Origin of the sequence: Caballeronia sp. LZ032 (assembly GCF_031451315.1) — a bacterium.
GTDB lineage: Bacteria > Pseudomonadota > Gammaproteobacteria > Burkholderiales > Burkholderiaceae > Caballeronia.
In genome coordinates, this window is sequence record NZ_JARUXP010000009.1 from 1 (window position 1) to 22,729 (window position 22,729).

At 65.5% G+C, this 22,729-nt stretch carries 23 protein-coding genes and 2 pseudogenes; 17 read left to right on the forward strand and 8 right to left on the reverse strand.

Annotated features, from left to right (window positions below; all coding sequences use genetic code 11):
* The 3 genes and pseudogenes from QCE69_RS37675 to QCE69_RS37685 form a co-directional block, all read left to right on the forward strand.
* Positions 1–367, forward strand: a 367-nt coding sequence (locus QCE69_RS37675) for a membrane dipeptidase (RefSeq protein WP_309935930.1), incomplete at its 5' end; no start/stop codon positions are given.
* A 63-nt stretch (positions 368–430) separates the two neighbouring features.
* A complete protein-coding gene (locus tag QCE69_RS37680; protein WP_309927602.1) occupies positions 431–1,003 on the forward strand; it encodes a PAS and helix-turn-helix domain-containing protein in 573 nt (190 codons plus the stop codon).
* Between the two features lie 421 nt (positions 1,004–1,424).
* A pseudogene (locus tag QCE69_RS37685) lies at positions 1,425–1,544 on the forward strand (alpha/beta fold hydrolase); the annotation flags it as partial.
* Between the two features lie 13 nt (positions 1,545–1,557).
* Here the strand turns inward: QCE69_RS37685 and QCE69_RS37690 are convergent.
* On the reverse strand, positions 1,558–2,082 hold the full coding sequence (locus QCE69_RS37690; protein ID WP_409021278.1) for an enoyl-CoA hydratase/isomerase family protein: 525 nt from the start codon (positions 2,080–2,082) through the stop codon (positions 1,558–1,560).
* Between the two features lie 44 nt (positions 2,083–2,126).
* Between QCE69_RS37690 and QCE69_RS37695 the strand changes: the two are divergent.
* Positions 2,127–2,729: pseudogene (locus tag QCE69_RS37695) on the forward strand (LacI family DNA-binding transcriptional regulator); the annotation flags it as partial.
* Between the two features lie 10 nt (positions 2,730–2,739).
* Here QCE69_RS37695 and QCE69_RS37700 read toward each other — a convergent pair.
* The 7 genes from QCE69_RS37700 to QCE69_RS37730 form a co-directional block, all read right to left on the reverse strand.
* Positions 2,740–3,231 carry a MaoC/PaaZ C-terminal domain-containing protein gene (locus QCE69_RS37700; RefSeq protein WP_309927607.1) on the reverse strand — a complete coding sequence of 164 codons (492 nt, stop codon included), beginning with the start codon at positions 3,229–3,231 and terminating at the stop codon, positions 2,740–2,742.
* 40 nt (positions 3,232–3,271) lie between these two features.
* A complete protein-coding gene (locus QCE69_RS37705; RefSeq protein WP_309935931.1) occupies positions 3,272–4,123 on the reverse strand; it encodes a sugar phosphate isomerase/epimerase family protein in 852 nt (283 codons plus the stop codon).
* Positions 4,124–4,135: 12 nt separating this feature from the next.
* Positions 4,136–5,293, reverse strand: a complete 1,158-nt coding sequence (locus QCE69_RS37710) for a dihydrodipicolinate synthase family protein (RefSeq protein ID WP_309935932.1) — start codon at positions 5,291–5,293, stop codon at positions 4,136–4,138.
* A 24-nt stretch (positions 5,294–5,317) separates the two neighbouring features.
* A complete protein-coding gene (locus QCE69_RS37715; protein ID WP_309935933.1) occupies positions 5,318–6,151 on the reverse strand; it encodes a shikimate dehydrogenase in 834 nt (277 codons plus the stop codon).
* On the reverse strand, positions 6,148–7,752 hold the full coding sequence (locus QCE69_RS37720; protein ID WP_309935934.1) for a CoA-transferase: 1,605 nt from the start codon (positions 7,750–7,752) through the stop codon (positions 6,148–6,150). Before QCE69_RS37720 ends, QCE69_RS37715 begins: the two co-directional genes overlap by 4 nt.
* Positions 7,753–7,811: 59 nt before the next feature.
* Positions 7,812–9,155 carry an MFS transporter gene (locus QCE69_RS37725; protein ID WP_309927623.1) on the reverse strand — a complete coding sequence of 448 codons (1,344 nt, stop codon included), beginning with the start codon at positions 9,153–9,155 and terminating at the stop codon, positions 7,812–7,814.
* A 119-nt stretch (positions 9,156–9,274) separates the two neighbouring features.
* Positions 9,275–10,033 carry an enoyl-CoA hydratase/isomerase family protein gene (locus tag QCE69_RS37730; RefSeq protein ID WP_309927625.1) on the reverse strand — a complete coding sequence of 253 codons (759 nt, stop codon included), beginning with the start codon at positions 10,031–10,033 and terminating at the stop codon, positions 9,275–9,277.
* Between the two features lie 324 nt (positions 10,034–10,357).
* Here QCE69_RS37730 and QCE69_RS37735 point away from each other — a divergent pair, with 324 nt between their 5' ends.
* The 13 genes from QCE69_RS37735 (at position 10,358) to QCE69_RS37795 (ending at position 22,717) form a co-directional block, all read left to right on the forward strand.
* Entirely contained in the window at positions 10,358–11,050 is a 693-nt protein-coding gene (locus tag QCE69_RS37735; protein WP_309927628.1) for a TetR/AcrR family transcriptional regulator, read from the forward strand.
* A 93-nt stretch (positions 11,051–11,143) separates the two neighbouring features.
* On the forward strand, positions 11,144–12,190 hold the full coding sequence (locus QCE69_RS37740; protein ID WP_309935935.1) for a Gfo/Idh/MocA family oxidoreductase: 1,047 nt from the start codon (positions 11,144–11,146) through the stop codon (positions 12,188–12,190).
* Positions 12,187–13,002, forward strand: a complete 816-nt coding sequence (locus QCE69_RS37745) for a shikimate dehydrogenase (protein ID WP_309935936.1) — start codon at positions 12,187–12,189, stop codon at positions 13,000–13,002. The genes QCE69_RS37740 and QCE69_RS37745 overlap by 4 nt, the downstream gene beginning before the upstream one ends.
* Positions 13,003–13,066: 64 nt before the next feature.
* A complete protein-coding gene (locus QCE69_RS37750) occupies positions 13,067–14,104 on the forward strand; it encodes a LacI family DNA-binding transcriptional regulator (protein ID WP_309927637.1) in 1,038 nt (345 codons plus the stop codon).
* Between the two features lie 203 nt (positions 14,105–14,307).
* Positions 14,308–15,291 (forward strand): TRAP transporter substrate-binding protein, encoded by a 984-nt coding sequence (locus QCE69_RS37755; protein WP_309927639.1) that lies wholly within the window; start codon positions 14,308–14,310, stop codon positions 15,289–15,291.
* A gap of 22 nt (positions 15,292–15,313) precedes the next feature.
* On the forward strand, positions 15,314–15,874 hold the full coding sequence (locus QCE69_RS37760; protein ID WP_309935937.1) for a TRAP transporter small permease: 561 nt from the start codon (positions 15,314–15,316) through the stop codon (positions 15,872–15,874).
* Positions 15,871–17,136: a TRAP transporter large permease gene (locus QCE69_RS37765; RefSeq protein WP_309927646.1), complete on the forward strand. Its 1,266-nt coding sequence runs from the start codon at positions 15,871–15,873 to the stop codon at positions 17,134–17,136. Before QCE69_RS37760 ends, QCE69_RS37765 begins: the two co-directional genes overlap by 4 nt.
* On the forward strand, positions 17,112–17,912 hold the full coding sequence (locus QCE69_RS37770; protein WP_309927648.1) for a 3-ketoacyl-ACP reductase: 801 nt from the start codon (positions 17,112–17,114) through the stop codon (positions 17,910–17,912). Before QCE69_RS37765 ends, QCE69_RS37770 begins: the two co-directional genes overlap by 25 nt.
* Before the next feature lie 40 nt (positions 17,913–17,952).
* Positions 17,953–19,119 (forward strand): dihydrodipicolinate synthase family protein, encoded by a 1,167-nt coding sequence (locus QCE69_RS37775; protein ID WP_309935938.1) that lies wholly within the window; start codon positions 17,953–17,955, stop codon positions 19,117–19,119.
* Between the two features lie 10 nt (positions 19,120–19,129).
* Positions 19,130–19,888: an enoyl-CoA hydratase/isomerase family protein gene (locus QCE69_RS37780; RefSeq protein WP_309935939.1), complete on the forward strand. Its 759-nt coding sequence runs from the start codon at positions 19,130–19,132 to the stop codon at positions 19,886–19,888.
* Positions 19,889–19,892: 4 nt separating this feature from the next.
* Complete coding sequence (locus QCE69_RS37785) at positions 19,893–20,711, forward strand: aldo/keto reductase (protein ID WP_309927655.1); 819 nt, start codon at positions 19,893–19,895, stop codon at positions 20,709–20,711.
* Positions 20,712–20,721: 10 nt separating this feature from the next.
* Positions 20,722–21,195: a MaoC/PaaZ C-terminal domain-containing protein gene (locus QCE69_RS37790; RefSeq protein WP_309927658.1), complete on the forward strand. Its 474-nt coding sequence runs from the start codon at positions 20,722–20,724 to the stop codon at positions 21,193–21,195.
* Position 21,196: 1 nt separating this feature from the next.
* The gene (locus QCE69_RS37795; RefSeq protein WP_309935940.1) at positions 21,197–22,717 is read left to right on the forward strand and encodes a CoA-transferase; all 1,521 of its coding nucleotides are present in this window, start codon (positions 21,197–21,199) and stop codon (positions 22,715–22,717) included.
* Positions 22,718–22,729 lie beyond the last annotated feature (12 nt).

Consider the following 22,729-nt stretch of genomic DNA (forward strand, 5'->3'; position numbering starts at 1 on the left):
CAATGGCTTCGTCGGCGTGACGATGTTCTCGCCGTTCCTGAAGAAAGGCCCGGACGCAACCGTCGAGGATTATCTCGAAGCGATCGAATACACGATCGATGTGATCGGCGAAGACAAAGTAGGTATCGGCACCGACTTCACGCAGGGCTACAGCACCGAGTTCTTCGACTGGATTACGCACGACAAGGGCCGTTATCGCCGCCTGACGAACTTCGGCAAGGTGGTGAATCCGGAAGGCATCCGCACCATCGGCGAGTTTCCGAACCTGACGGCCGCGATGGAACGCGCGGGCTGGAGCGAGTTGCGCATCAAGAAGGTGATGGGCGAGAACTGGATGCGCTTCTTCGGCGAAGTGTGGAACGTCTGAACGTGCTGGCCAGTCGCGCGGGCGTACAATCCCGACGCCTGTGTACACCCAATGCACGCCATCATGCCGAACCCGAGCGAGACGACGTCCAAGCTGGACTATGAAGATCTTTTCCGGCATCTGCCCGTTGCGGTGATCGTGGCCCGCGAGCGCATCATGGTGGACTGCAATGCACGCGCGCTCGAACTGTTCCGGGCGGAACGCGGCGATATCGTCGATCAGTCGTTCTCCAAGCTCTACCCGCAGAAAAAGGACTTCGCGAGCACCGGTCACCGTCTCGGACCGCTGATCGCGAAGCGCGCGGTCTTCAGCGACGACCGCATCATGCGGCGCATCGACGGCAGTCATTTCTGGGTCACCGTGCGCGGCTTCGGCTATAACCCGCAACGCCCTTTCGAGCTTGCCGTCTGGACCTTCACGGATCTTTCGGACAGCGCCAAGCCGCCCGATGTCACGAGCACGCTGACGGAACGCGAGCGCGACGTCGCCGCCTGTCTCGTGCATGGCCTGACGAGCAAGGAGATCGGCAAGGAACTCAACATCAGCCCGCGCACGGTGGATATCCATCGGGCGAGCCTTCTGCGCAAATACGGCGTGCGCGCGACGCCGGAACTCATCACGCGGCTGCTGGCCTGACGGTCCGTCAACTCAAGGCGGTTTCGGCGAATTGCGTGCATTGCCGAAAGAACGAAAAGGGTTTCCCGACTTAGCATGATCCCGGCTCTTGAAGGTGACTGCCCTCCGAGACCCGGGACCCGAATCACTCGCGTGTTCACGCGCTCAAGCCCCGGTCCTGACTGAACTCACAGCAGCATCCAGCGAGGACACTGTGGCAAAGCTGATCGACACACCCATGATCGAACGCCGGAACATGCTCACCGTGAGCGCCGGCACCGCCATCGCCGCGATGGCGGCCGCGGCGGTACCGCTGGCATCGGCGGCGGAACGCGTGGCGTCTGCACACAGGACGCCGGGCAATGCATCGGTCGATTCGGTCACGGCGAAGGACGGCACGCGCATCTTCTTCAAGGACTGGGGCGCCGGCAAAACGGTCGTGCTGTCGGCGAAGCTATTGCGTCACGCGAGCCTGAAGGTGTATCCGGGTGCGCCGCACGGCATGTGCACCACCGACGCCGACAAGGTCAACGCCGACCTGCTCGAATTCCTGCGCAGCTGAACAGACCCGAGCCTCAGGTACAGGCTTCGATAGCAGGAGCCAACGCGAGAGGCTCGGGTTCGTCGTCGATCTCGTTGAAGAACATCTTCGCGGCGCGCTGCACCGAAGGCGAAAGCGGCAGCAGTTCCTGCACCAGCAGATCGGTGGCGCCTTCCAGATCGCTATCCACGGCGAAATCGGTCGCCAGTCCCCATTCGTATGCCTGCGAGCCGCTGACATAGCGCGAGCGCATCAGGATGTCCCGCGCCCGTCCCCCGCCCACGATGCCGGCCAGCCGCTGCAATGCGCCGGCGCCCGGAATCTGCACGACCTGATCCGAAGGAAAAGCGTACAGCGTGGTTTGCGTCGCGATGCGGAAGTCGCATGCGAGCGCCAGCTCGAACCCGGCGCCGAAGCAATAGCCCCGGCATGCGGCGATCACGGGCTTGGTGCAGCGCGCGGGCGCGTCGGTCTTCCAGTCCGCCGCGTGACCCGCAGGGCGGCACGCATCGGTTCCGCCGCGGCAGAAATGCTCGCCGCTCGCGCGCAGCACGATCACCTGAACCTCCGCCTGCGCCTCCAGTGCGCGAAACGCATGGTCGAGCTGCCGGCCTGCTCGATCTCGACAGACCGCTGGTCATGCTCCGGCACAGCGAGACCTTGCCTATCTCGAGCGTGGGCATCGACAACAGCCTCGCAACCTACATGCTCACGCGGCACTTGCTGGAGCGCGGCTTTCGCAGCTTCGCCTATCTGGGTTTCGGTCATGCGCAGATCAACGCTGCGCGCATTGCCGGCGTGCGCGACGGCCTTGCGGAAGCCGGTATCGAAGTCGACGTACACGACGCTCACGCACCGACCAGCCGCGCCGGCGAGCATGCGTGTTCGCGCGTGATGCTGGGACCGCGCCGTCCGCAGGCCGTGATCTGCTACAACGACCTGATCGCGCTCGGCTTCATCAAGGCGGCGCGTGCGCTCGGCATTCGCGTGCCCGACGATGTCGCCGTGACCGGCATCGACAACATTCCCTACGGAGAACTGTCCGCGCCGACGCTGACGAGCGTGGACACGCAGAGCGAGACGATCGGGGAGGTCGCGATGCAGAAGCTGGTGGACATGCTGGGCGGGAAGGATCACATCGAGCACGTGACCATCGAACCGTGTCTGATCGTGCGCGATTCGACGGCCGTGACTGACGGCCGCTGAACGCGGCGGTTCAGGTCCGGTTCGCCATCAGCAGCAGCGTTTCTCCGTCCTGGACCACTTCGCGGGCCTGGTTCAGCACCTTGAGCCTGAGCGTCGCGATGCCGCGATCCGCGCGCTTGGTCGGCCGCTTCGCGACCACTTCGACCTCGACATGAATGCGGTCGCCGATCATCAGCGGCGCGCGGAACGACCAGTTCCAGCTCAAGGTCGCCAGTCCCTTCAGGCGGACGGCGCAACGGGTCTTGAGGCCGTCGGCGAGCGCGAGTCCCAGCAGTCCATGCGCGATGCGGCCGGGAAAGCCGGCTTCCTGGGCCGCGACGTCGTCGAGATGAAGATCGTAGAGATCGCCCGATACGCCCGCGAAATTGACCACGTGCGTTTCCGTGACCGTCATGCCCGAGGTGGCGAAGTGGTCGCCGGCCTCGATGTCGCTGAGGTCGTACATGCCGGGCGCGAGCGCACGGCCTTGGGCGATGGCATCGGTATCCTGTCGTACTTCCATGAGCGTCGTTGTCTCCATTGTTGGTGATGAGCGGTCGCCTTCAGCAGACCGTTTGCAGGCGCTGCGCACACACCTTCAGCACTTCGTCCGGCTCGACCTTCCACCAGCGGTCGCGCGAAAACAACTCGACTTCCACCATGCCCGCGTAACCCGCGCGTTCGATCTCACCGCGAAAGCCCGTCAGATCGATCACGCCGTCGCCCATCATGCCGCGGTCCAGCAGCATGTCGCTGGTGTCGGCGAGCCAATCGCACACGTGATACGCGAGGATCCGTTGCGCGCGTCCCGCCGCCGCGATCGACTCCGCAAGCAGCGGGTCCCACCAGCAGTGATAGACGTCGATGGCAACGCCGAGCATCGACGGATCGCCCGGCGCGATCTTCTCGCACAGCGCGAGCGCCTGCCCGATCGTGTTGATGACGGCGCGTTCCGCCGCGTACATTGGATGCAAGGGTTCGATGGCGAGCGGCACGCCGAGCTTGCGCGCCTCGGCATGCAACTCGGCGATGCCCTCTTCCACCTGCGCACGCGCGCCCGGAAGATCGCGCCCGTTCGCGCTCACACCGCCCACCACCATCACGAAGCAGCGCGCTTCGAGTTCCGCCGCCTCGTGCAGCGCCTTGATATTGCTGTCGATGCTCGCGCGCCGCGCGGCCTGCGTTTCGCCCGTCAGGTATGTGGAGCGGCAATAGCCGGTCACCGTGAGTTGCAGCGCCCGCAGCTTGCGCGCCACGGCGGCAACGCCCATGGCTTCCACTTCATGCCGCCATGGCGCGACGCCGCCGAAGCCGGCGCGCGCCACGCGTTCGAGCGTTACATCGAGCGGCTCGCGATGTCCGAGTGTCGCGGTATTGATCGCACAACGGTCCAGCCGGTTCTCAAGCGTCTCCATGCGTGTCTCCGCTCATAGTCCGAAGGTCTGCATCACGAGCCGCATGCGCTGCACAGCGAGTTCGGGCTCGCGCAGCAGGTTCGCGGCATCCGCGAGACGGAACACGTCCGCGAGATACAGCGGCGGACGCGCGCCGTGATGTCCGCCCGGCATGAAGAAGTGCGGCTGGAATCCGTTCAGGTACGCGAGGAATACGACGCCCGTCTTGTAGTACTGCGTGGGCGCGCGGAAGATGTGCCGCGACAGCGCCACCGTAGGTTCGAGCAGACGGTCATAGCGTGCGGCGTCGCCCGCGGCCAGTGCAGCAAGCGCCTGCGATGCAGCGGGCGCAATGGCATCGAAGATGCCGAGCAGCGCATGCGAATAGCCCTGCTCGTCGCCCTTGATGAGCGACGGATAGTTGAAGTCGTCGCCCGTGTACATCTTCACGCCTTCCGGCAGGCGGCGCCGGAAAGCGATCTCGCGTGCATCGTCCAGCAGCGAGATCTTGATGCCGTCCACCTTGTGCGCATTGTCCGCGATCACCTGGAGGCAGACATCGGCGGCTGCGTCGAGATCGTTGCTGCCCCAGTAGCCTTTCAGCTCGGGATCGAACATGTCGCCGAGCCAGTGCAGGATCACGGGCTGCGAGCACATTGCCAGCACCTCGCGATACACGCGCAGAAAATCGTCGCGATGCCGCGCCACACGCACCAGCGCGCGGCTCGCCATCAGGATCACGCGGCTGCCGGTGCGCTGGATGGCGTCGAGTTGCAGCGCATAGGCGCGGATCACGTCGTCGCAGGACGTGGCCTCGTGCGCCGGAAGATGATCGGTGCCGCAGCCCGAGGCGATCAGCGCGCCGGGCAGATCGCGAGTTTCCTGCATCGTGCGCTCGACGAGTTCGCGCGCGGTATCCCACGTCACGCCCATGCCGCGCTGCGCGGTGTCCATGGCCTCGGCGATGCCCAGTCCCTGACCGATCAGGTAGCGCCGGTATTCGATCGTGCGCGTCCAGTCGAGCACGGCGGGCTGGTTCAGCTCGCTGCTCCGAAGCGGATCGGCCACGACGTGCGCCGCTGAATAAGCGATGCGGTTGAACTTCGCGCCCATCGGCGCCCCACCGATCGGGTCGCCGGTGAGCCGATAGTTTTCCAACTGGCCGGAAGCGGCCGGAAGAACGATTTGCATGATGTCGAAGGCTTGAAGGTTCGGTTACGACGCAGGCATCTCGATGCCGAAGAACGTCGCGAAGGCCGCGAGCTGTCCTTCGATCATCGGCTGGCCATTGGTCGCGCGGCAGCCGCACGCCCGCGCATGTTTCAGCAGCGGCGTTTCAGCGGGCGTCATGATGATGTCCACCACCTTAAGCGCAGGCGCGAACGCGCCGAATGCGACGGGCATGCCGTCGCCCGGCTTCATGCCGACAGACGAACAGTTGATCAGCACGTCCACGCCCGCGAGATTGGCGGGATCGACATCGACGCTCGCCGGACACGCCGGGTAGTAGCGATTCAGCCGCGCCGACAATTGCTCGGGCAACTCGCGCTGCGGATCGCTCAGCGCGATGCTCGCCGCGCCGGCCTCCGCCAGCGCATGGGCGACGGCCGCGCCCGCGCCGCCCGCGCCGAGTTGCTTCACATGCTTGCCGCGCACCTCGAAGCCAATGCGCGTCAGCCCCTGCACGAGACCGGTGCCGTCGAACAGGTCGCCGAACCAGCTGCCATCGGGCTGGCGGCGCATCACATTGAGCGCGCCGACGCGGCGGGCGGTGTCGGAGACTTCATCGACCATCGACATCGCGCGCACCTTGTGCGGCACCGTGACCACGAGGCCATCGAGATTGCCGAGAGCCTGAAGACCTGCGACGGCAGGCTCGAACACGTTCACGGGGACATCGAAGGGCAGGCAGATTGCATCGATGCCGCCGGTCTCGAAGAGCGCGTTCATCAGCTGCGGCGTCTTCACCTGCGTGACGGGGTTGCCGAGAATGCCGAACAGCCGTGTCGATCCGCCGATGCGCGGTCCCTCTTGCGCATGCTTCGTCACGACTGCTGCTCCCTGAACGCAGCGAGCCGCGGATGCGACGGCCAGCTTTGTTCGTCCATCGCGGCGTCGAGGCCCATCGGCTCGGGACGGAACAGGCGCTCATCCATCAGCTTCAGGTCCGGCGAGATGACCGGACGGAACGCCATGTGCGCGAGCACGTCCCGTTCGAGATCGATGCCCGGTGCGATTTCGATCAGTTCGAGCGCGCCGTCGATGGTGCGGAACACCGCGCGCTCGGTCACGAACAACGTGATCTGGCCGCGTTCCTGCGCATACGGTCCGCTGTACGACACCTGCTGCAGTTTCGACACGAACTTGCGATGCGTGCCTTCCTTCAGGATCTGCAACTGGCCGCCTTCGCACGCCACCTTCAGGCTGCCCGCCGTGAAGGTGCCGCCGAAGACCATCTTGCGCGCGTTCTGGCTGATGTTGATGAAGCCGCCCACGCCGATCAGCTTGTTCGCGAAGCGGCTGATGTTGACGCTGCCCTGCGCATCGATCTCGACGGCGGACAGAAACGCGATGTCGATACCGCCGCCATCGTAGAAGTCGAACTGATACGGCATGTCGACGATGGCGCTGTAGTTGCGCGCGGCGCCCGCATCGAGTCCGGCCGCCGGCGCGCCGCCGATCAGCCCTTGCTCGTTGGTCAGCACGATGTGATGCAGCACGTCTTCTTCCGCCGCAACAAGGCCGATGCCGGTACACACGCCTGAGCCCACATTGCACACCGCGCCGACGCGCAGTTCCATCGCGAGACGCCGCGCGATGATCTTGCGTTCGTCGAGCGGCAAGCGCGGAAAGCCTTCCAGCGGAATGCGCATCTCGCCGGTGAACGCGGGGTCGTAGGCGGTCTGGTAGGTCACCGGTTGTTCGGGATCGATCACCACGGCATCCACCAGCATGCCGGGAATCTTCACTGTCTTGGCCGGCAGGGTGCCGCGCTTCGCCAGCCGCTTGACCTGCACGATGACCAAGCCACCGTTGCGGCGCGTGGCCTGCGCCATCGAGAGCATGTCGCCGAACACGGCTTCATGTTCCATCGAGATGTTGCCGTCCTCGTCCGCCGTGGTGCCGCGCAGGAACGCGACATCGACTTCGAAGGGCTTGTAGAACAGCCACTCGCGGCCTTCGAGTTCGATCAGGCTCACGAGCTTGTCGTCGCTCGGCGCGCCCTGAATGCCGCCGCCATTGCGCGGATCCACGAAGGTGTGCAGGCCGACATGGCTGATGAGCCCTGGACGCCCCGCCGCCATCTCGCGCGTCAGCAGCGAAAGCGCGCCTTGCGGCAGCGTCCACGCCTCGATCTCCTGGTTCAGCGCCATCTGCGCGAGCGGCGGCGAATCAACCAGCGTGCCGCACACGACGCGCTTCAGCAGGCCCGCATGCGCGAGCCGCGACGCGCCGCGCTCGCCGCGATCGCCCAGACCGACCGGATGCACCGACGTCAACTGACGAGGCTCGCCCTTCGCGAGAAAGCGCCGTTCAAGCGCTTCGATCAGCGTTTCCGGCACGGCATGTCCGCTCCCCGATCCGCCGATCATCAATGTATCGCCATCCTTGAGCAGGGATGCAGCCTGGTCGGCGGTCAAGATTTGCATGGTTTCAACTCCGCTTGTTTCTGTGTGTCGATTTCAGTGTCCAGGCGTGTTCGCCTTCGTCACGCCGCCGTGCGCGCTTCCGGCAAGGCGGGCTCATCGTCGCGATGACGCGAGAGCTGCTTGCCGAGCAGCGCCGCAATCAGCGTGAGGAAGCTGAAGACCGCGAGAAACACCATCACGTAGGTGGGCTTGCCGTTCGCGTAGGCCACCAGCGCGGTGGCGATGAACGGCGTCGGCCCGCCTATGAGTGCGCCGGACATCTCGCGGCACATCGCGATGCCTGAAAAGCGGTACTGCGTGGGAAACAGGTTGGCCAGGAACGCCCCCTGCGCGCCGCAGGTGCAGCCCCAGCTGATGCCATAGACCGCGCTCATCGCAATGGTGGCGAGCACGACGTCCTTCGAATCGATCGCGAGGAACAGCGGATACACGAGCGCGAGGGCGATCATCGCGCCGGCGGCGAAGATGTTGGCGCTGCCGAAGCGGTCCGCGAGCATGCCGCCGACCGGCGCACAGAACAATGAAAAGAACAGCGCGATGATGAGCACCACCAGACTGTCCGATTTCGCCATGCCGACCGTGTTGGTCATGTAACTGAGCGCGAAGGTATTGAGCACGTAGCTGAGCGCCTGATGGCCACCCATCGCGAAGAAGCCGCACAGCAGTTCGCGCCGGCTGTTGCGGAACAGTTGCGCCAACGGCACCCTCTCCGCCTTGGCCTTCTTGCTGGCCTTTTCCATGGCGGCGACGTACTCGGGCGTTTCATCGAGCTTCGAGCGAATGTAGATGGCGACGCCGAACAGCCCCAGCGACAGCAGGAACGGCACGCGCCATGCCCACGAGAACAGGATGTCCTCGGGCACATACGAGATCAGCAGAAAAGTTGCGATCGCAATCATCACGCCGAAGTTGGTGGCCGCGTTCGGAATCGAGGTGAAGAACGCGCGCCGGCTCGGCGGCGTGTATTCGGCGATCAGCGTGATGGCGCCCGCCAGTTCCGCGCCCGCGCCGAAGCCCTGCATCATGCGCATCAGCACCAGCAGCAAAGGCGCGATGATGCCCGCCTGCTGCCAGGTAGGCAGTATCCCCAGTCCGACCGTGGCCGCCCCCATGATGGTCACGCAGAACACGAGCGCCGGCTTGCGGCCGTACTTGTCGCCGATGTGCGAGATGACGATGCCGCCCAGCGGGCGAATGATGAAGCCCACCGCGAAGGTCGCGAACGCGGCCAGCGTGCCGGCCAGCGACGAGAGTTGCGGAAAGAACAGCTTGTTGATGATGAGGCCCGACGCCGCAGCGTACAGGCCATAGTCGTACCACTCGATGATGGTGCCGAGGGTCGACGCGAACACGGCGCGTCGGATGTTCCTGCGGTCTGCCTTCTGCGCGTGTGCTGGTTGCATGGCGCTGTCTCCTGCTTCGCTTTTGATTTTGTGCGACACCGCGGCCTCGCGGTGCACGTTGACGGAAATCCCTCCGCCTGTTGCGGCGGACGGTACTGCTGCATGAATCAGCCTTGCTGTCAGCCTTGCTTCGTGCGCTTGCCGAAGGCGTTGGCGCCCGCTTCGTAATTGCCCGACGCGAAACAGAGCGAGGTCAATTCGTTCTCGTAGCGGATGCCCTGCTCGACGCTCATCGACAGCGCCGCGCGCACGGCGGCCTTGACCGATTGCGTCGCGATGGGGCTGAATTCGGCCATCCTGCGGCACAGCGCCATGGCGCTGTCGACGACTTCCGCGTCTTCCACCACCATCTCGACCAGCCCGATATCACGCGCTTCGCCGGCGTCGATGGTATCGCCCGTCAATAGCAGACGCATGGCCTGTCCATAGCCGACGAGACGCGGCAGCATCTGCGACGCACCGCCGCCGCCCACCCAGCCGCGCAGCACTTCGGGCGCGCCGAACTTCGCGCTCTTGCCGGCAACCCGGATATCCGCGCCGAGCATCATCTCGAGGCCGCCGCCCAGCACCCAGCCCTTCAAGGCCGCGACGACGGGCTTGGTGAAGTCGCGCACCACCATCGCGTAGTCGGTGCGTGCACGAAACTCCCATGCCGTCTGGTAAGTCTTGAGCGAATGCAGGTCGCTGCCCGCACTGAACGCGCGCTCGCCTTCGCCGCGCAGCAGCACGACGCGGATCGCCGCATCGCGCTCGATGTCCTGACGGATCCCGAGCAGCGCCTGCGTCATCCCGGGCGTCATCGAATTCATTTTCTCGGGACGGTTGATGACGATCTCGGCCACCGCGCCGTGACGCCGCATCACCATGTTCTCCTGCATCGCGCCTCCTCTTTTGTCGGCCGCCAGGGCAGCCTGTCCTCTTCGCGTTTCCCCTAATACTTACTTACTAGTAAGTAGCTTGAGCGGACATTATCATCAATCTCAGGCGTCAGGCAACGGAAATTTGAGGTGCAGCGAACGAAGGCGGCGCAGTCCTTTTTCAGGCGAGGGCGGCAACGGGAAAAGAATGAGGGTCGTGTAAAATCAGCCGCTGAAAAGTGCCGGATCGCTGCCCACGGCACGCTCCGGTCCCCGCCCGCCACGCCCGTTTCTTTGCCCCGTGTGAGGCCCAGTCAACCCTCCGATCCTCACCAAGGTGCCACGTTGAGTCAGACCACAAGCGCCGTGAAACCCGCGAAGCCCGCGAAAGCCACCAAGGCCGGCAAGGGCGACCCGGCCGCCGCCGCACCGAAGCGCTCGTCGATGTACGACAGCATCAAGGACCTGGCGAAGCGGCTCCTGATCGCGCACGGCTATCACAAGACCACGTTTGGCGTGATCGCCAAGGAACTCGGCATCACCACGACCAACATCCACTATCACTTCGGCAACAAGAACAGCCTCGTCGAGGAAGTGGTGAAGGACTATGTGGCGGGCGCCACGGAAGGCCAGAAGAAGATCTGGCTCGATGAAACGCTTTCCTTGCAGGACAAGTTGCAGGCTGAGATCGGCTACAACCGCAACCTGTTCCGCAAATACAACCCGGGCGGCAAGACGCGCAAGCCGTGGAGCCTGATCGGACGCCTGCGCATGGAAAGCGACGTGCTGACCGACGAAGCACGCGCGGCCCTCGCGGGCTTCACTACCGAGATTCACGCGGCGGTCGAAGTGGCCGTCGAACAAGCAAGCCGCAGCGGCGAGTTGAAACGCGACACGCCGAAGGAAGACCTGATTCTTCTGCTGACGCATCTGATCGACAGCCTCTCGGTGTTCGCACAGGACGCGGGCGGCTTCGAGCGCGTCGAACAGTTCATGAACTCGTTCTCGCGCGTGGTGCTCGCGAAATACACCCGGTAAGTCTCTCGTACACGCGACGAATCGCACAGTCGGCGTTAAGCCTACTGGACAATTAGATCGATCTACCTTAATGTCTTCTCACGGAGACATTCTATGAACGAGACTGGCTTTGGCATTGCCGTCGTGGGCGCGGGCATGGCTTCCGCGCCGCATCTGGCGGGTCTGCTCGACTTGCAGGACCGGGTAAGCGTGCGCCACGTCGTGGCGCGCTCGGCGGAACGGGCGGACGCATTCGCGAGCCGCTTGCCGCACGCCCGCGTCACGCTGGATCTGGACACCGCCCTCAACGACGAAAACGTGAACGGCGTGCTGCTGCTGACTCCGCCGAACACGCATCTCGAACTCGGCGCACGGATCGCGGCGGCGGGCAAGCACCTGCTGGTGGAGAAGCCCATCGACGTCACCACGTCGCGCGCACGCGAACTGGTCGCGTGTTGCGAACAACATGGCATCGTCGCGGCGGCGGTATTGCAGCACCGCACGCGCGATGCATCGCGCAAGCTGCGCCAGTTGCTCGATGCACGCGCACTCGGCGCGATTCACAGCGCCAGCGTGGCCGTGCCGTGGTGGCGTCCGCAGTCCTATTACGATGAACCCGGGCGCGGCACGCTCGCGCGCGACGGCGGCGGCGTGCTGATGACCCAGGCGATTCATACGCTGGACCTGTTCCTGTGGCTCGTCGGACTGCCGGACGAAGTCTTCGCCTATGCGGTCACCAGTCCCGCGCACCGGATGGAGTGCGAGGACACCGTGGCGGGCGTCATGCGCTATCGCAGCGGCTGTGTGGCGTCGCTGCATGCCAGCACGGCCATCTATCCCGGCTTTCCCGAACGCATCGAGATCAGCGGCAGCAAGGGCAGCGCCACGCTCGGCGGCGGCAAGCTCAGCGTGCAATACATGGACGGCTCGGCGCTCGAAGAAGGCGAGACAGCTTCGCTCGGCTCCGGCGCAGACCCGATGGCGTTCTCGCATCACGCGCATCGGGCCGTGATGTCCAGCTTCGTCGATGCCGCGATGCGCGGCGTCGAACCGGTCGCCTCGTTGCGCAGCGCGCTGGACGTCCACGTGCTGATCGATGCGCTGATCGCTTCGTCGGCCGCCCGCCAACCCATGCCCGTCAACCCAGGTTCGCCATCATGACTTCTGCCCTGAATGCCGCTGTCAGCGGCGATACACGCCTGTTCGCCATCGTCGGCGATCCGATTGCACAAGCGCGCTCGCCGCTGGTGTTCAACGCCATCTTCCAGCGCATGGGCGTGAACGCGGTGCTCGTGCCGATGCAGATTCCCGCGGCATCGCTCGAAACCGCCATTGCCGGCTTGAAGCGCATCGCCAATCTCGACGGCATCGTCGTCACGGTGCCGCACAAGATTGCGATGACCAGCTGGGTCGACCGGCTGCTGCCCATCGCGCAGAAGGTCGGCGCGATCAACTGCATGCGCCGCGCCGAATCCGGCGAGTGGATCGGCGAGATGTACGACGGCGAAGGCTTCACGCGCGGCCTGCGCAAGCAGGGCCACGAACCGCGCGGCATGGCCGTGTTCCAGGCCGGCGCGGGCGGCGCGGGCAAGGCGCTGGCGCACGCGCTTGCCAGCGCAGGCGTCAAGTCGCTGCGCCTGATCGATGTGGACCGGGCGAAGCAGGACGCGCTCGTCACGGAGATCGCGCAGGCCTATCCGCAGGTGAACGTCGCGGCGGGAGACTCGCAACCCGCTGACGTGGACATGGTCGTCAACGCGACGCCCTGCGGCATGGCCGAAGGCGATGCGTTGCCCTTCTCCATCGAACAACTCGACCGCAACGTGCTCGTGGCCGACATCATCATGAAGCCCGAACGGACACCGCTGCTGCGACGGGCTGAAGAGCGCGGTCATCGCACGCACCTGGGACGGCATCTGCTGGAGAACCAGGCGGAGATCGTCGCCGAATTCCTTGGCCTGAAACCGATGTAGTGCGCCCCGGTCGGCGCAGCCGATTCATATACACTCCGGACATACGAATCTTCAAGCGCTCCCCATGTCCCGAGGCAAACCAGGCTCTTCCGTCACGCTGCTGGACATCGCCAACGAACTCGGCCTGTCCCGCGCCACGGTTTCTCTCGTGCTGCGCAACAGCCCGCGCATCTCCGAAGCCACCCGCGAACGCGTACTGGAAGCCTTCAAGCGTCAGGGTTATGTCTATAACCGCCATGCGGCGGGCATGCGCAGCAACCAGACGCATACCGTCGGCGTGGTCGTCAACGACCTCGCCAATCCCTACTTCACCATGCTGGTCCGCGCCATCGAGGCGAGCCTCAGCACGCAGGGATTCATGACGCTGCTCGGCAACACGGACGAGTCGCTCGACCGGCAAAGCCGCTTTCTCGAAACCGTGAGGCAGCACAATATCGACGGCCTCATCGTCTGTCCGACCGAATCCACCACAGCCACGCAGATGCGCCAGGTGCTGGCGTGGGGCATCCCGTGCGTATTCGCGTCGCGCTATGTGAGCGGACTCCAGGCCGATTACGTCGGCGTCGACAACCGTCGCGGCATGGCGCTCGCGACCTCGCATCTGATCGGGCTCGGCCACAAGCGCATTGCGATGATCGGCGGCATCATGCGCGCCTCCACCGGCAGCGATCGCGCCGAAGGCTATCGCGAGGCCTTGCAGGCGGCCAAGATCAAGTTCGACGAACGTCTGCTCGTGCCCTCGCCGCTCACGCGCTACGACGGCAAGCGCATCATCACCGAACTCCTGCGCCTGAAGAATCCGCCTACGGCGGTGGTCTGCGGCAATGACATCGTTGCGTTCGGCGTGATGCTCGGTCTGCGCGCGCATGGCATCGAACCGGGCCGCGACTTCGGCGTGGTCGGTTTCGACGACGTGCCCGAAGCCGCGCTCTGGGAGCCGCCGCTCACCACGGTCCAGGTCTTGCAGGACGAGATCGGCCAGAGCGCCGCGGACCTGCTGCTCAAGCGCATGACGGAGCCGTCGCGCACCGCCACGCGCATCCTCTCGGACCCTGTGCTGATCATTCGCGGCACCTGCGGCGGACGTCCCGGCGCGGCCTGAGCATCGCGCCCACGGCTTCGCCCGTTCGGGTTTCCCTTATAAAAATCCGCTTGCGTCACATCGAAGCTGCCCCTAACCTTTCAGGTAGATCGATCTACTCAATCTGCCTGATGGCTGGATGCGTGTGCGCAAACACGACGGCCAAGGCCCATCCGTGCCGCCTGTCGTGCGTCACGGCCATAAGAACCACAGGAATCCGACGCATGCGCGACTACCTACTCTCTCGCAGAAAACTCCTGACGCTCACGGTCGCCTCGGCGGCGGCCGGTTGGCTGCCGCGTCTCGCCAGTGCGGACAGCCAGACGATCCGCATCGGCGACGTGGTGGACCGGCACAACCCGGAAGTGATCACCGAGAACCTGATGGCGAAGCGGCTCAAGGAGACGACCGGCTTCGACGCCCGCGTGTTCCCCGACGGCGTGCTCGGCTCGCACACCCGCATGAACGAGCAGCTGCGCAACGGCACGCTGGAAATCACGGTGGCGAACGTGGCGGACCTCGAAGGCTATGACAAGCGCCTCGGTCTGTTCGCGATGCCGTTCGCCTTTCCCGATCGCAAGACGCTGTTCGCTGCGCAGGATGGCGCGCTCGGCGAGGCCTACGCGGGCATTCTGGAGAAGCTGGATTTCGTGCTGCTCGGCTGGTTCGATTCGGGTCTGCGCAGCGTCTACAACCGCACGCGCGCCATCAACGAGCCCAACGACATGAAGGGCCTGAAGATTCGCACGCAGGGCAACCAGATCATGATCGCGACGTTCAACCAGTTCGGCGCGCAGGCCACGCCGCTGGACACCACGCAGATTTATTCGGCGTTGCAGCAGGGCGTGGTGGACGGGGCCGAGAACTCGGTGACCTTCTTCGTCCAGCAGCATCACAGCGAGGTGGCGAAGCATTACTCGTACACGAACCACTTCTTCTCGATCGACCCGATGCTGGCCAGCAAGAAATGGTTCGACTCGCTCGACGCGAAGAAGCAGGACGCCGTCAAGCAGGCCGCCGCGCAGGCCCAGCAGCACGAGCGCGACCTGTGGCTTGCTTCGGACGCGAAGTATCTCGCCGAAGCGAAGAAGAACGGCGTCGAATTCAACGATACCAACAGCGCCGCGTTCCGCGCGGCCGTCAAGCCGATCTACGCCAAGTACCGCTCGAACTTCGCCGAGCTGGCGAAGTACCTGCCGGACCTCTGATCAACCGCACCAGGTGCCCGCCATGAAACCCCATTCGCGTTCCTCCGCGCGCAGGGACGGCATCAACCAGACTGCGCCGTTTCGCCTGCTCGCGAGCGTCGAAGATCTGCTGATCGCCGTCCTGGTCTTCGCGATCTTCTGCGTCGTGCTGGCGGGCATCGTGTCCCGCTTCGTCTTCCATGTGTCGCTCTCGTGGAACATCGAGGTCAGCGTCACGCTGATGATCTGGATGACCTTCATCGGCATCGCGGTCGGCGTGCGTGACCAGGTGCACGTGGCCTTCGAACTGTTCGAGGACCGGCTCTCGGGGCGCTGGCTCGTGCTTGCGTCGCTCGTCCAGATGCTGCTGATGGGCGCGCTGCTCGTCGCGCTCGCGTGGGGCGGCTGGCAGTTCATGCAACTGGGCTTCGACCAGATCACGCCGAGCGGCATCCCGCAATGGATCTCGTTCGCCGCCATCCCGGCCGGCAGTGCACTGGGGCTGCTGCATCTGCTGGCGCATGCCTGGGACCTGCTCGCGCATGCCGATGCCGACCCCGTTCATGCCCACGCACACGGTTCTGCCGAAACGAGGACGCAATGATTCTGACCATCGGACTTCTCGCGCTGTTCGTGGTGGCGGGCGCGCCGATCATCGCGTCGCTGGGCGTGGTGGGCACCATCGACGGCCTGATGCAGGGCCTGCCGCTGACCAACATCGCGCAGGCGATGTATCACGGCGTGGACTCGTTCACGCTGCTCGCCGTGCCGCTGTTCATCCTTGCCGGCGAGATCCTGTTTCACTCGGGCTCGGCCGGCAAGCTGGTGAGCTTCATGAACCTGCTGGTGGGCCGCGTGCCGGGCGGGCTGGGCGTGAGCGCAGTGGCCTCGACCATGGTGTTCTCCGGCCTGAGCGGCTCGGTCAATGCCGACGCCGCCGCCATCAGCTCGGCCATGCTGCCTTCGATGGAGAAAGCCGGGTATCGCAAGGAATGGTCGTCGGCGATCATCGCGGCGGCGGCCGGCACCGGCATCCTGATTCCGCCGTCGATCACCATCATCGTGCTCGCCACGGTCGCGAACATGTCGGTGACCAAGCTGTTTCTCGCGGCCACCTTGCCCGCCATCCTGGTCGGCGTCACGAAGATGTTCATCATCATGTACCGCGCGCGGTCGGAGCCGCCGGTGGCGCCGGTCCACTTCAGCGTGCGCGAACTGGGCCGCGCGTTCCTGCTCGCGATCCCGGCGCTCGGTGCCCCCATCATCATTCTCGGCGGCATCTTCATGGGCTTCTTCACCGCGACGGAATCCGCGGCTGCGGCGGTGGCCTACGTCACGATCATCACGCTGCTGCAACGCTCGATTCCAACGCGCGCCTGGTCCGGCATTCTGATCAAGGCGGGCCGCACCAGCGCCATCGTGCTGTCGCTGGTGGGCGTCGCGCAGATTCTCGGCTACATGCTGGCGTACAACTCGGTGGGCGAGCAGGTGGCCGAGTTCGCCTCGCAACTGACCGGCAACCGCTTCGTCTTCACGGTGTTCATCGTGGTCGTGTTCTGGCTGCTGGGCGCGCTGCTCGACGGCATTCCCGCGCTGATCCTGCTGATCCCGCTGTTCCTGCCGATCGCGCAGGACGCCGGCTACAGCGACGTGCACTTCGCGATTCTGGCCATTGCCATCGTCGGCATCTCGCTCGTGACGCCGCCGATCGGCACGGCATGTTTCATCGTCACCGGCGTCGCCAACATCAGGATGGTCAACCTGGTGCGCCCGATGCTGCCCTTCATGGCGATCATGTTCGTCACCATCCTGCTGTTGGCCTTCGTGCCGGCGTTCTCCGAATGGCTTCCTCATCTTCTCTACTAGCGGCGCGCGCCGTCCGGCCGCTGGCGCTCATCACCGGCGCACGGCGCGGCATCGGCGCGGGCATCGCGGCGGAACTGGCGCGGCAGGGCTTCGATCTCGCGCTGCTCGACATCGCGGAAGACGGCGCGGACCAGGTGCTTGCCGCCGCCGAAGCGCACGGCGCGCGCGCAGGCTTCTGGCAACACGATCTCGCCGACAGCGGCGCACACCGCGCGCTGGTCGAACGCATCGTCGTGGCATGCGGGCCGATCGCCTGTCTCGTGAACAACGCGGGCGTGTCCGCCGACGCGCGCGGCGACCTGCTCGAACTCGGCGAGCGCTCCTATGACAAGGTGATCGACATCAACATGCGCGGCACCTTCTTTTTCACGCAGGCCGTGGCGCGTCACATGGCCGAACACACGCATCCTGCACAACACGCACGCACCATCGTCACGGTGTCGTCGGTGAGCGCCGAACTCGCGTCGACGGAGCGCGGCGAATACTGCATGTCGAAGGCTGGACTCGGCATGCTCACCAAGCTGTTCGCGCTGCGCCTCGCGCCGTTGAACATCGGCGTGTTCGAGATTCGCCCCGGCATCATCCGCACGCCGATGACGGAGGCCGTCGCCGCGCGCCATGACGAACGCATCGCCGACGGCGTCGTGCCCATGCGGCGCTGGGGCGTCCCGGCCGACGTCGCTGCGGCGGTCGCGGCGCTGGCGTCCGGACAGATGCAGTTCGCGACGGGCAGCGTGCTCAACATCGACGGCGCGCTGTCGGTTCCGCGCCTGTGAGCGCTTTCCCTCTTCTTCCGATGACCCCGGGTCCCGCCCCATGAACAGCCTGAAACTGCCCACATCGACCGGCGCGCTGGAGCGCTACACGCTCGCCGGCACGCCGCTTCCGGACGCTCGCCCCGCCGCGCCGTTCAACCGCATCGTGCTTTCGGCGGCGCACGTCGTGGCCGATCCGTTCGCCGACGTCGAACCGTCCGAAGGCGGCCGGATCGACTGGGACAGGACGCTCGAATACCGCCGCTATCTCGCGGGGCTGGGCCTGGGCATCGCCGAGGCGATGGACACCGCCCAGCGCGGCATGGGTCTGAACTGGAAGGACTCGCTGCAACTGATCCGCCGCACGCGCGCGGAGTTGTCGGACAGTCCGGTGCCGGTCTTCAACGGCTGCGGCACGGATCATCTCGATCCCGCCTCCGTCACTTCGCTCGATGCCGTGGTGAGCGCCTATCTCGAACAGGTCGATGCGATCCAGACAGCCGGCGGCCGCCTGATCCTGATGGCGAGCCGCGCGCTGGCCCGCGTGGCGCGTACGCCGGCGGACTATGTGTCGGTGTATCGGCGGGTGCTGGCGCAGGTGGATCAGCCGGTGATCCTGCACTGGCTCGGCGACATGTTCGATCCCGCGCTGACCGGCTACTGGGGCACCGACGACCTGAGCGCCGCGCGCGACATCGCGCTCGACGTCATGACGGAGTCCGCCGCGAAGGTCGAGGGCATCAAGGTGTCGTTGCTGGACAAGCAACGCGAGATCGACATGCGCCGCCTGCTGCCTGCCGGCGTGAAGATGTACACCGGCGACGACTTCAACTATCCGGAACTGATTGCCGGCGACGAGCAGGGCTACTCGCACGCGCTGCTCGGCATCTTCGATGCCATCGCACCTGCCGCGTCGGCCGCGCTCGGCGAACTGGCTGCGGGACGGCGCGAGCGCTTCCTCGAAATCCTGGCGCCCACGGTGCTGCTTTCGCGCCACATCTTCCGGGCGCCGACGCGCTTCTACAAGACCGGCATCGTCTTTCTGGCCTGGCTGAACGGCCATCAGCCGAACATGACGATGCTGGCCGGCCATCAGGCCATGCGTCCGCTGCCCTACTTCGTCGATCTCTTCAGGCTCGCCGATGCCGCCGGTCTGTTGCGGCAACCCGAACTCGCGGTGATGCGCATGAAGACCTTCCTCGCCGTCCACGGCGTGACCCAGGACTGAGGCTCCGCGCATGGGACAGCTACTCGCGCGCCGCGACGGCGCAGTGCTCACGCTGCAACTGAGCAATCCGGGCAAGGCCAACGCGCTCGACTTCGCGATGCTCGCCGCACTCGACGATGCCATCGCGCGCGTCGAGCAGGACGATACGATCCGCGCCGTCGTGCTGCGCGGCGCCGAAGGCGGCGTGTTCTGCTCCGGTGCGGATATCCGCGAATGGTCGGCGCTCGATCCGGAGACCTTCGCGCAGCAGTGGATCGGCAAGGGCAACGAGTTGTTCGGACGCTTCGAGCGCGTGCGTTGCCCGACCGTCGCCGTGATCGAGGGCTTGTGCTTCGGCGGCGGACTGGAACTGGCGCTGTGCTGCGATCTGCGGCTCGCCACCGACAGCGCGGGCCTGCGCTTTCCGGAAGTCGCCATCGGCGCCATTCCCGGCTGGGAAGGCGGCGACCGGCTGCGGCGCATCGCGGGCCGCGGACGCGCGCTCGAAGCCGTGCTGCTGTCGCGCGAGATCGACGCGCACACGGCGCTGCACTGGGGCGTGCTCAACGAGGTTTGCTTGCCGCAAGACCTGCCCGCCCGTCTCGACGACTGGACCACGCGCTTGTGCCAGATCTCACCACGCGCCGCTGCGCTGGCGAAGGCGCTCATCATCGACGACCACAAGGACTCCCGCACGGCCTATCCCGCAGCCGCGCTCGCGGTCCGTTCCAGCGCGGACGCCGAACGCGGCATCCGTGCCTTCTTCGACAAGACCACCGCTTCCTTCTGACACCATGAATCCACTCTTCCAGGGTACTCATCAACGTGCATTCGGCACCTGGCCGCTGCAAGGCCAGGCGCTTCAGGACGCGTTGCGTATCGCGGTCGACACCGGCTATCGCGCCATCGACACCGCGCAGATGTACGGCAACGAAGCCGATGTCGGCACGGCGCTGCAAGCCGTGGGCATGAAGCGCGAAGACCTGTGCATCACGACCAAGATCGCGCCGGCCAACGATTCCGCCGAAGCCTTACTGCCCTCGCTGCGCGAGAGCCTCGCGAAGCTGCAGATCGATCAGGTCGATATCCTGCTGCTGCACTGGCCGCCCGCTCATGGCGATGTCGCGCCCTCGGTGCAACGGCTCGAAGAAGCGGTGCAGGCGGGCCTTGCGCGCCACATCGGCATCAGCAACTTCACCGCCGCGATGATGCGCACCGCGAAGGCCGCGACGAAACTCCCGCTCATCACGAACCAGGTCGAGTTCCATCCGCTGCTCGATCAGCGCGTGTTGCTGCGCACCGCCACGGAGACGGGCATTCCGCTGTCGTCGTATTGCTCGGTGGCGCGCGGCGAAATCTTCAAATACCCGCTGTTCGAGGAGATCGGCGCGGGCTATGGCAAGACGGCTGCGCAAGCCGCGCTGCGCTGGATCCTGCAGAAGGGCGTAACCATCAACACGATGTCCACCCGGCGCGAGAACATCCAGGCCAATTTCGACGTGATGGACTTCACGCTGTCGAGCATCGACATGGATCGCATCGATGCGCTCAACTCGACGAACTACCGCATCGTCAATCGCGAACGCGTGCCCGACGCGCCCGACTTCGACTGAAGGAACAATCATGACCCAACCGCTGCTCTTTGAAGAGATCGAGCCGGGACTCAGCTTCGCAACCTCGGGCATCGTCGTCACCGAAAGCCACGTGGTGCAGTTCGCCGGCCTCTCAGGCGACTTCTTCGACGTCCACATGGACGACGACTTCGCGCGCAGCGTCGGCTTTTCCGGCCGCATCGCGCATGGACTGCTGTGTCTCGCGATGGTCGATGGTCTCAAGAACCGCGCGGCCACCAGTCTCGCTTCGGTCGCGACGCTGGAATGGACCTATCGCTTCCACAAGCCGGTGCTGATCGGCGACCGCATCCAGGGGCGCATCAGCGTGCTCGACAAGCGTCCGACGAAGCGCGCCGACCGCGGCATCGTGCGCTTGCAGGTGGAGGTGCGCAATCAGGACGACGCGGTGATCCAGGAAGGACTCAACGTGCTGATGGTGCGGACCCGCGCCCATGCCGTGAAGACAAGCAACGAGGAACGATGAAATGAAGCAAGCCAATCTGGTTGACGCCGACACGATGGCGGCAGCGGTCTTCGACGGCGCGACGGTCGTGCTGAGTGGTTCCGGCGGCGGGCTGGTGGAGCCGGATCACGTCGCGGCGGCCATCGAGCGGCGCTTTCTCGCCACCGGTCATCCCTGCGATCTCACGCTGATCCACGGCCTGGGCATCGGCGACGGCCGGGAGAGCGGCATCAGCCGCTTTGCGCACGAAGGCATGGTGAGACGCGTGATCGGAGGTCACTGGACCTGGTCGAAGCGCATGCAGACGCTCGCGCGCGAGGAACGCATCGAAGCCTATACGCTGCCCGCCGGCGTGATCCAGACGCTGATCCGCGAAGCCGGTGCGGGCCGTCATGGACTGGTCACGCATATCGGCCTCGACACCTTCGCCGATCCGCGTCACGGCGGCGGCCGGGTCAACGCCCGCGCCCGCGAGGATCTGGTCGAAGTGGTCACGCTCGGCGGCAAGGAACTGCTCTGGTACAAGCCCTTGCGGATCGACTTCGCCATCGTGCGCGGCACCACGGCGGACGGGCAAGGCAATCTCACCTCACGCGAGGAACCCGCCGACATCGACGCCTTCGCCGCCGCGCTCGCCGCGCACAACAGCGGGGGCCGCGTGTTCGCCCAGGTGCGCGACGTGTCCGCCACGCCGATCGCGCCCGCGCGCGCGGTCACGGTGCCGGGCGTGCTGGTCGATCAGATCTGCGTACACGCGGAGCAGAAGCAGACCACCGGCGCGGCCTACGATGCCACCATCAGCGGCGAACTGGCCGCACCCGGCACGCGCACGCCGCCGCCGTTGCCCGAAGGTCTCCGCTATCTGATCGCGAAACGCGCCGCGCAGGAACTGGCGCCCGGCGCCTGCGTCAACTTCGGCTACGGCCTGCCCGACGGCATTCCCGCCGTCGCGCATGCGGAAGGCCGCGAGATCAGCTGGACCGTGATCGAACAGGGCTCGCACAACGGCGAACTGCTGGGCGGCGACCTGTTCGGCGCAACGCGCCATCCGAGCGCGATCCTCAAATCCAACGACCAGTTCGACTTCTTCAGCGGCGGCGGCATCGACATCGCGTTTCTCGGCATGGGCGAGCTGGACGCGCAAGGCAACGTCAACGTCTCGTGGCTGGGCGAGAACATCGTCGGGCCGGGCGGATTTGTCGACATCACGCAGCGCACGCGCAAGGTAGTCTTCTGCGGCGCGTTCGAAGCCAAGGGACTGGAAGTCGAGCAGGAAGACGGCAAGGTGCAGATCCGCCGCCATGGCGCGGTGCCCAAGCTGGTCGAGCAGGTGCGTCATATCACCTTCAGCGGCAAGCGCGCCCGCGCCGACGGCCAGCAGGTGATCTACGTGACCGAGCGCGCCGTCTTCGAACTGACGGCGCAGGGCTTGCAGCTGATCGAGGTCGCGCCCGGCGTGGATCTCGTGCGCGATGTGCTCGAACGCATGCCCTTCGAGGTGGCGCTGCATCCGTCGCTGCGCGAGCGCGTGGCCACGGCGTAGGCAGCGGTTTAA

Coding starts and splice junctions, on each gene's coding strand:
- QCE69_RS37680 (WP_309927602.1), top strand. CDS start 431: ATGCCGAACCCGAGCGAGACGACGTCCAAGCTGGACTATGAAGATCTT.
- QCE69_RS37700 (WP_309927607.1), bottom strand. CDS start 3,231: ATGGAAGTACGACAGGATACCGATGCCATCGCCCAAGGCCGTGCGCTC.
- QCE69_RS37705 (WP_309935931.1), bottom strand. CDS start 4,123: ATGGAGACGCTTGAGAACCGGCTGGACCGTTGTGCGATCAATACCGCG.
- QCE69_RS37710 (WP_309935932.1), bottom strand. CDS start 5,293: ATGCAAATCGTTCTTCCGGCCGCTTCCGGCCAGTTGGAAAACTATCGG.
- QCE69_RS37720 (WP_309935934.1), bottom strand. CDS start 7,752: ATGCAAATCTTGACCGCCGACCAGGCTGCATCCCTGCTCAAGGATGGC.
- QCE69_RS37725 (WP_309927623.1), bottom strand. CDS start 9,155: ATGCAACCAGCACACGCGCAGAAGGCAGACCGCAGGAACATCCGACGC.
- QCE69_RS37730 (WP_309927625.1), bottom strand. CDS start 10,033: ATGCAGGAGAACATGGTGATGCGGCGTCACGGCGCGGTGGCCGAGATC.
- QCE69_RS37740 (WP_309935935.1), top strand. CDS start 11,144: ATGAACGAGACTGGCTTTGGCATTGCCGTCGTGGGCGCGGGCATGGCT.
- QCE69_RS37745 (WP_309935936.1), top strand. CDS start 12,187: ATGACTTCTGCCCTGAATGCCGCTGTCAGCGGCGATACACGCCTGTTC.
- QCE69_RS37750 (WP_309927637.1), top strand. CDS start 13,067: ATGTCCCGAGGCAAACCAGGCTCTTCCGTCACGCTGCTGGACATCGCC.
- QCE69_RS37755 (WP_309927639.1), top strand. CDS start 14,308: ATGCGCGACTACCTACTCTCTCGCAGAAAACTCCTGACGCTCACGGTC.
- QCE69_RS37760 (WP_309935937.1), top strand. CDS start 15,314: ATGAAACCCCATTCGCGTTCCTCCGCGCGCAGGGACGGCATCAACCAG.
- QCE69_RS37765 (WP_309927646.1), top strand. CDS start 15,871: ATGATTCTGACCATCGGACTTCTCGCGCTGTTCGTGGTGGCGGGCGCG.
- QCE69_RS37770 (WP_309927648.1), top strand. CDS start 17,112: ATGGCTTCCTCATCTTCTCTACTAGCGGCGCGCGCCGTCCGGCCGCTG.
- QCE69_RS37775 (WP_309935938.1), top strand. CDS start 17,953: ATGAACAGCCTGAAACTGCCCACATCGACCGGCGCGCTGGAGCGCTAC.
- QCE69_RS37780 (WP_309935939.1), top strand. CDS start 19,130: ATGGGACAGCTACTCGCGCGCCGCGACGGCGCAGTGCTCACGCTGCAA.
- QCE69_RS37785 (WP_309927655.1), top strand. CDS start 19,893: ATGAATCCACTCTTCCAGGGTACTCATCAACGTGCATTCGGCACCTGG.
- QCE69_RS37790 (WP_309927658.1), top strand. CDS start 20,722: ATGACCCAACCGCTGCTCTTTGAAGAGATCGAGCCGGGACTCAGCTTC.
- QCE69_RS37795 (WP_309935940.1), top strand. CDS start 21,197: ATGAAGCAAGCCAATCTGGTTGACGCCGACACGATGGCGGCAGCGGTC.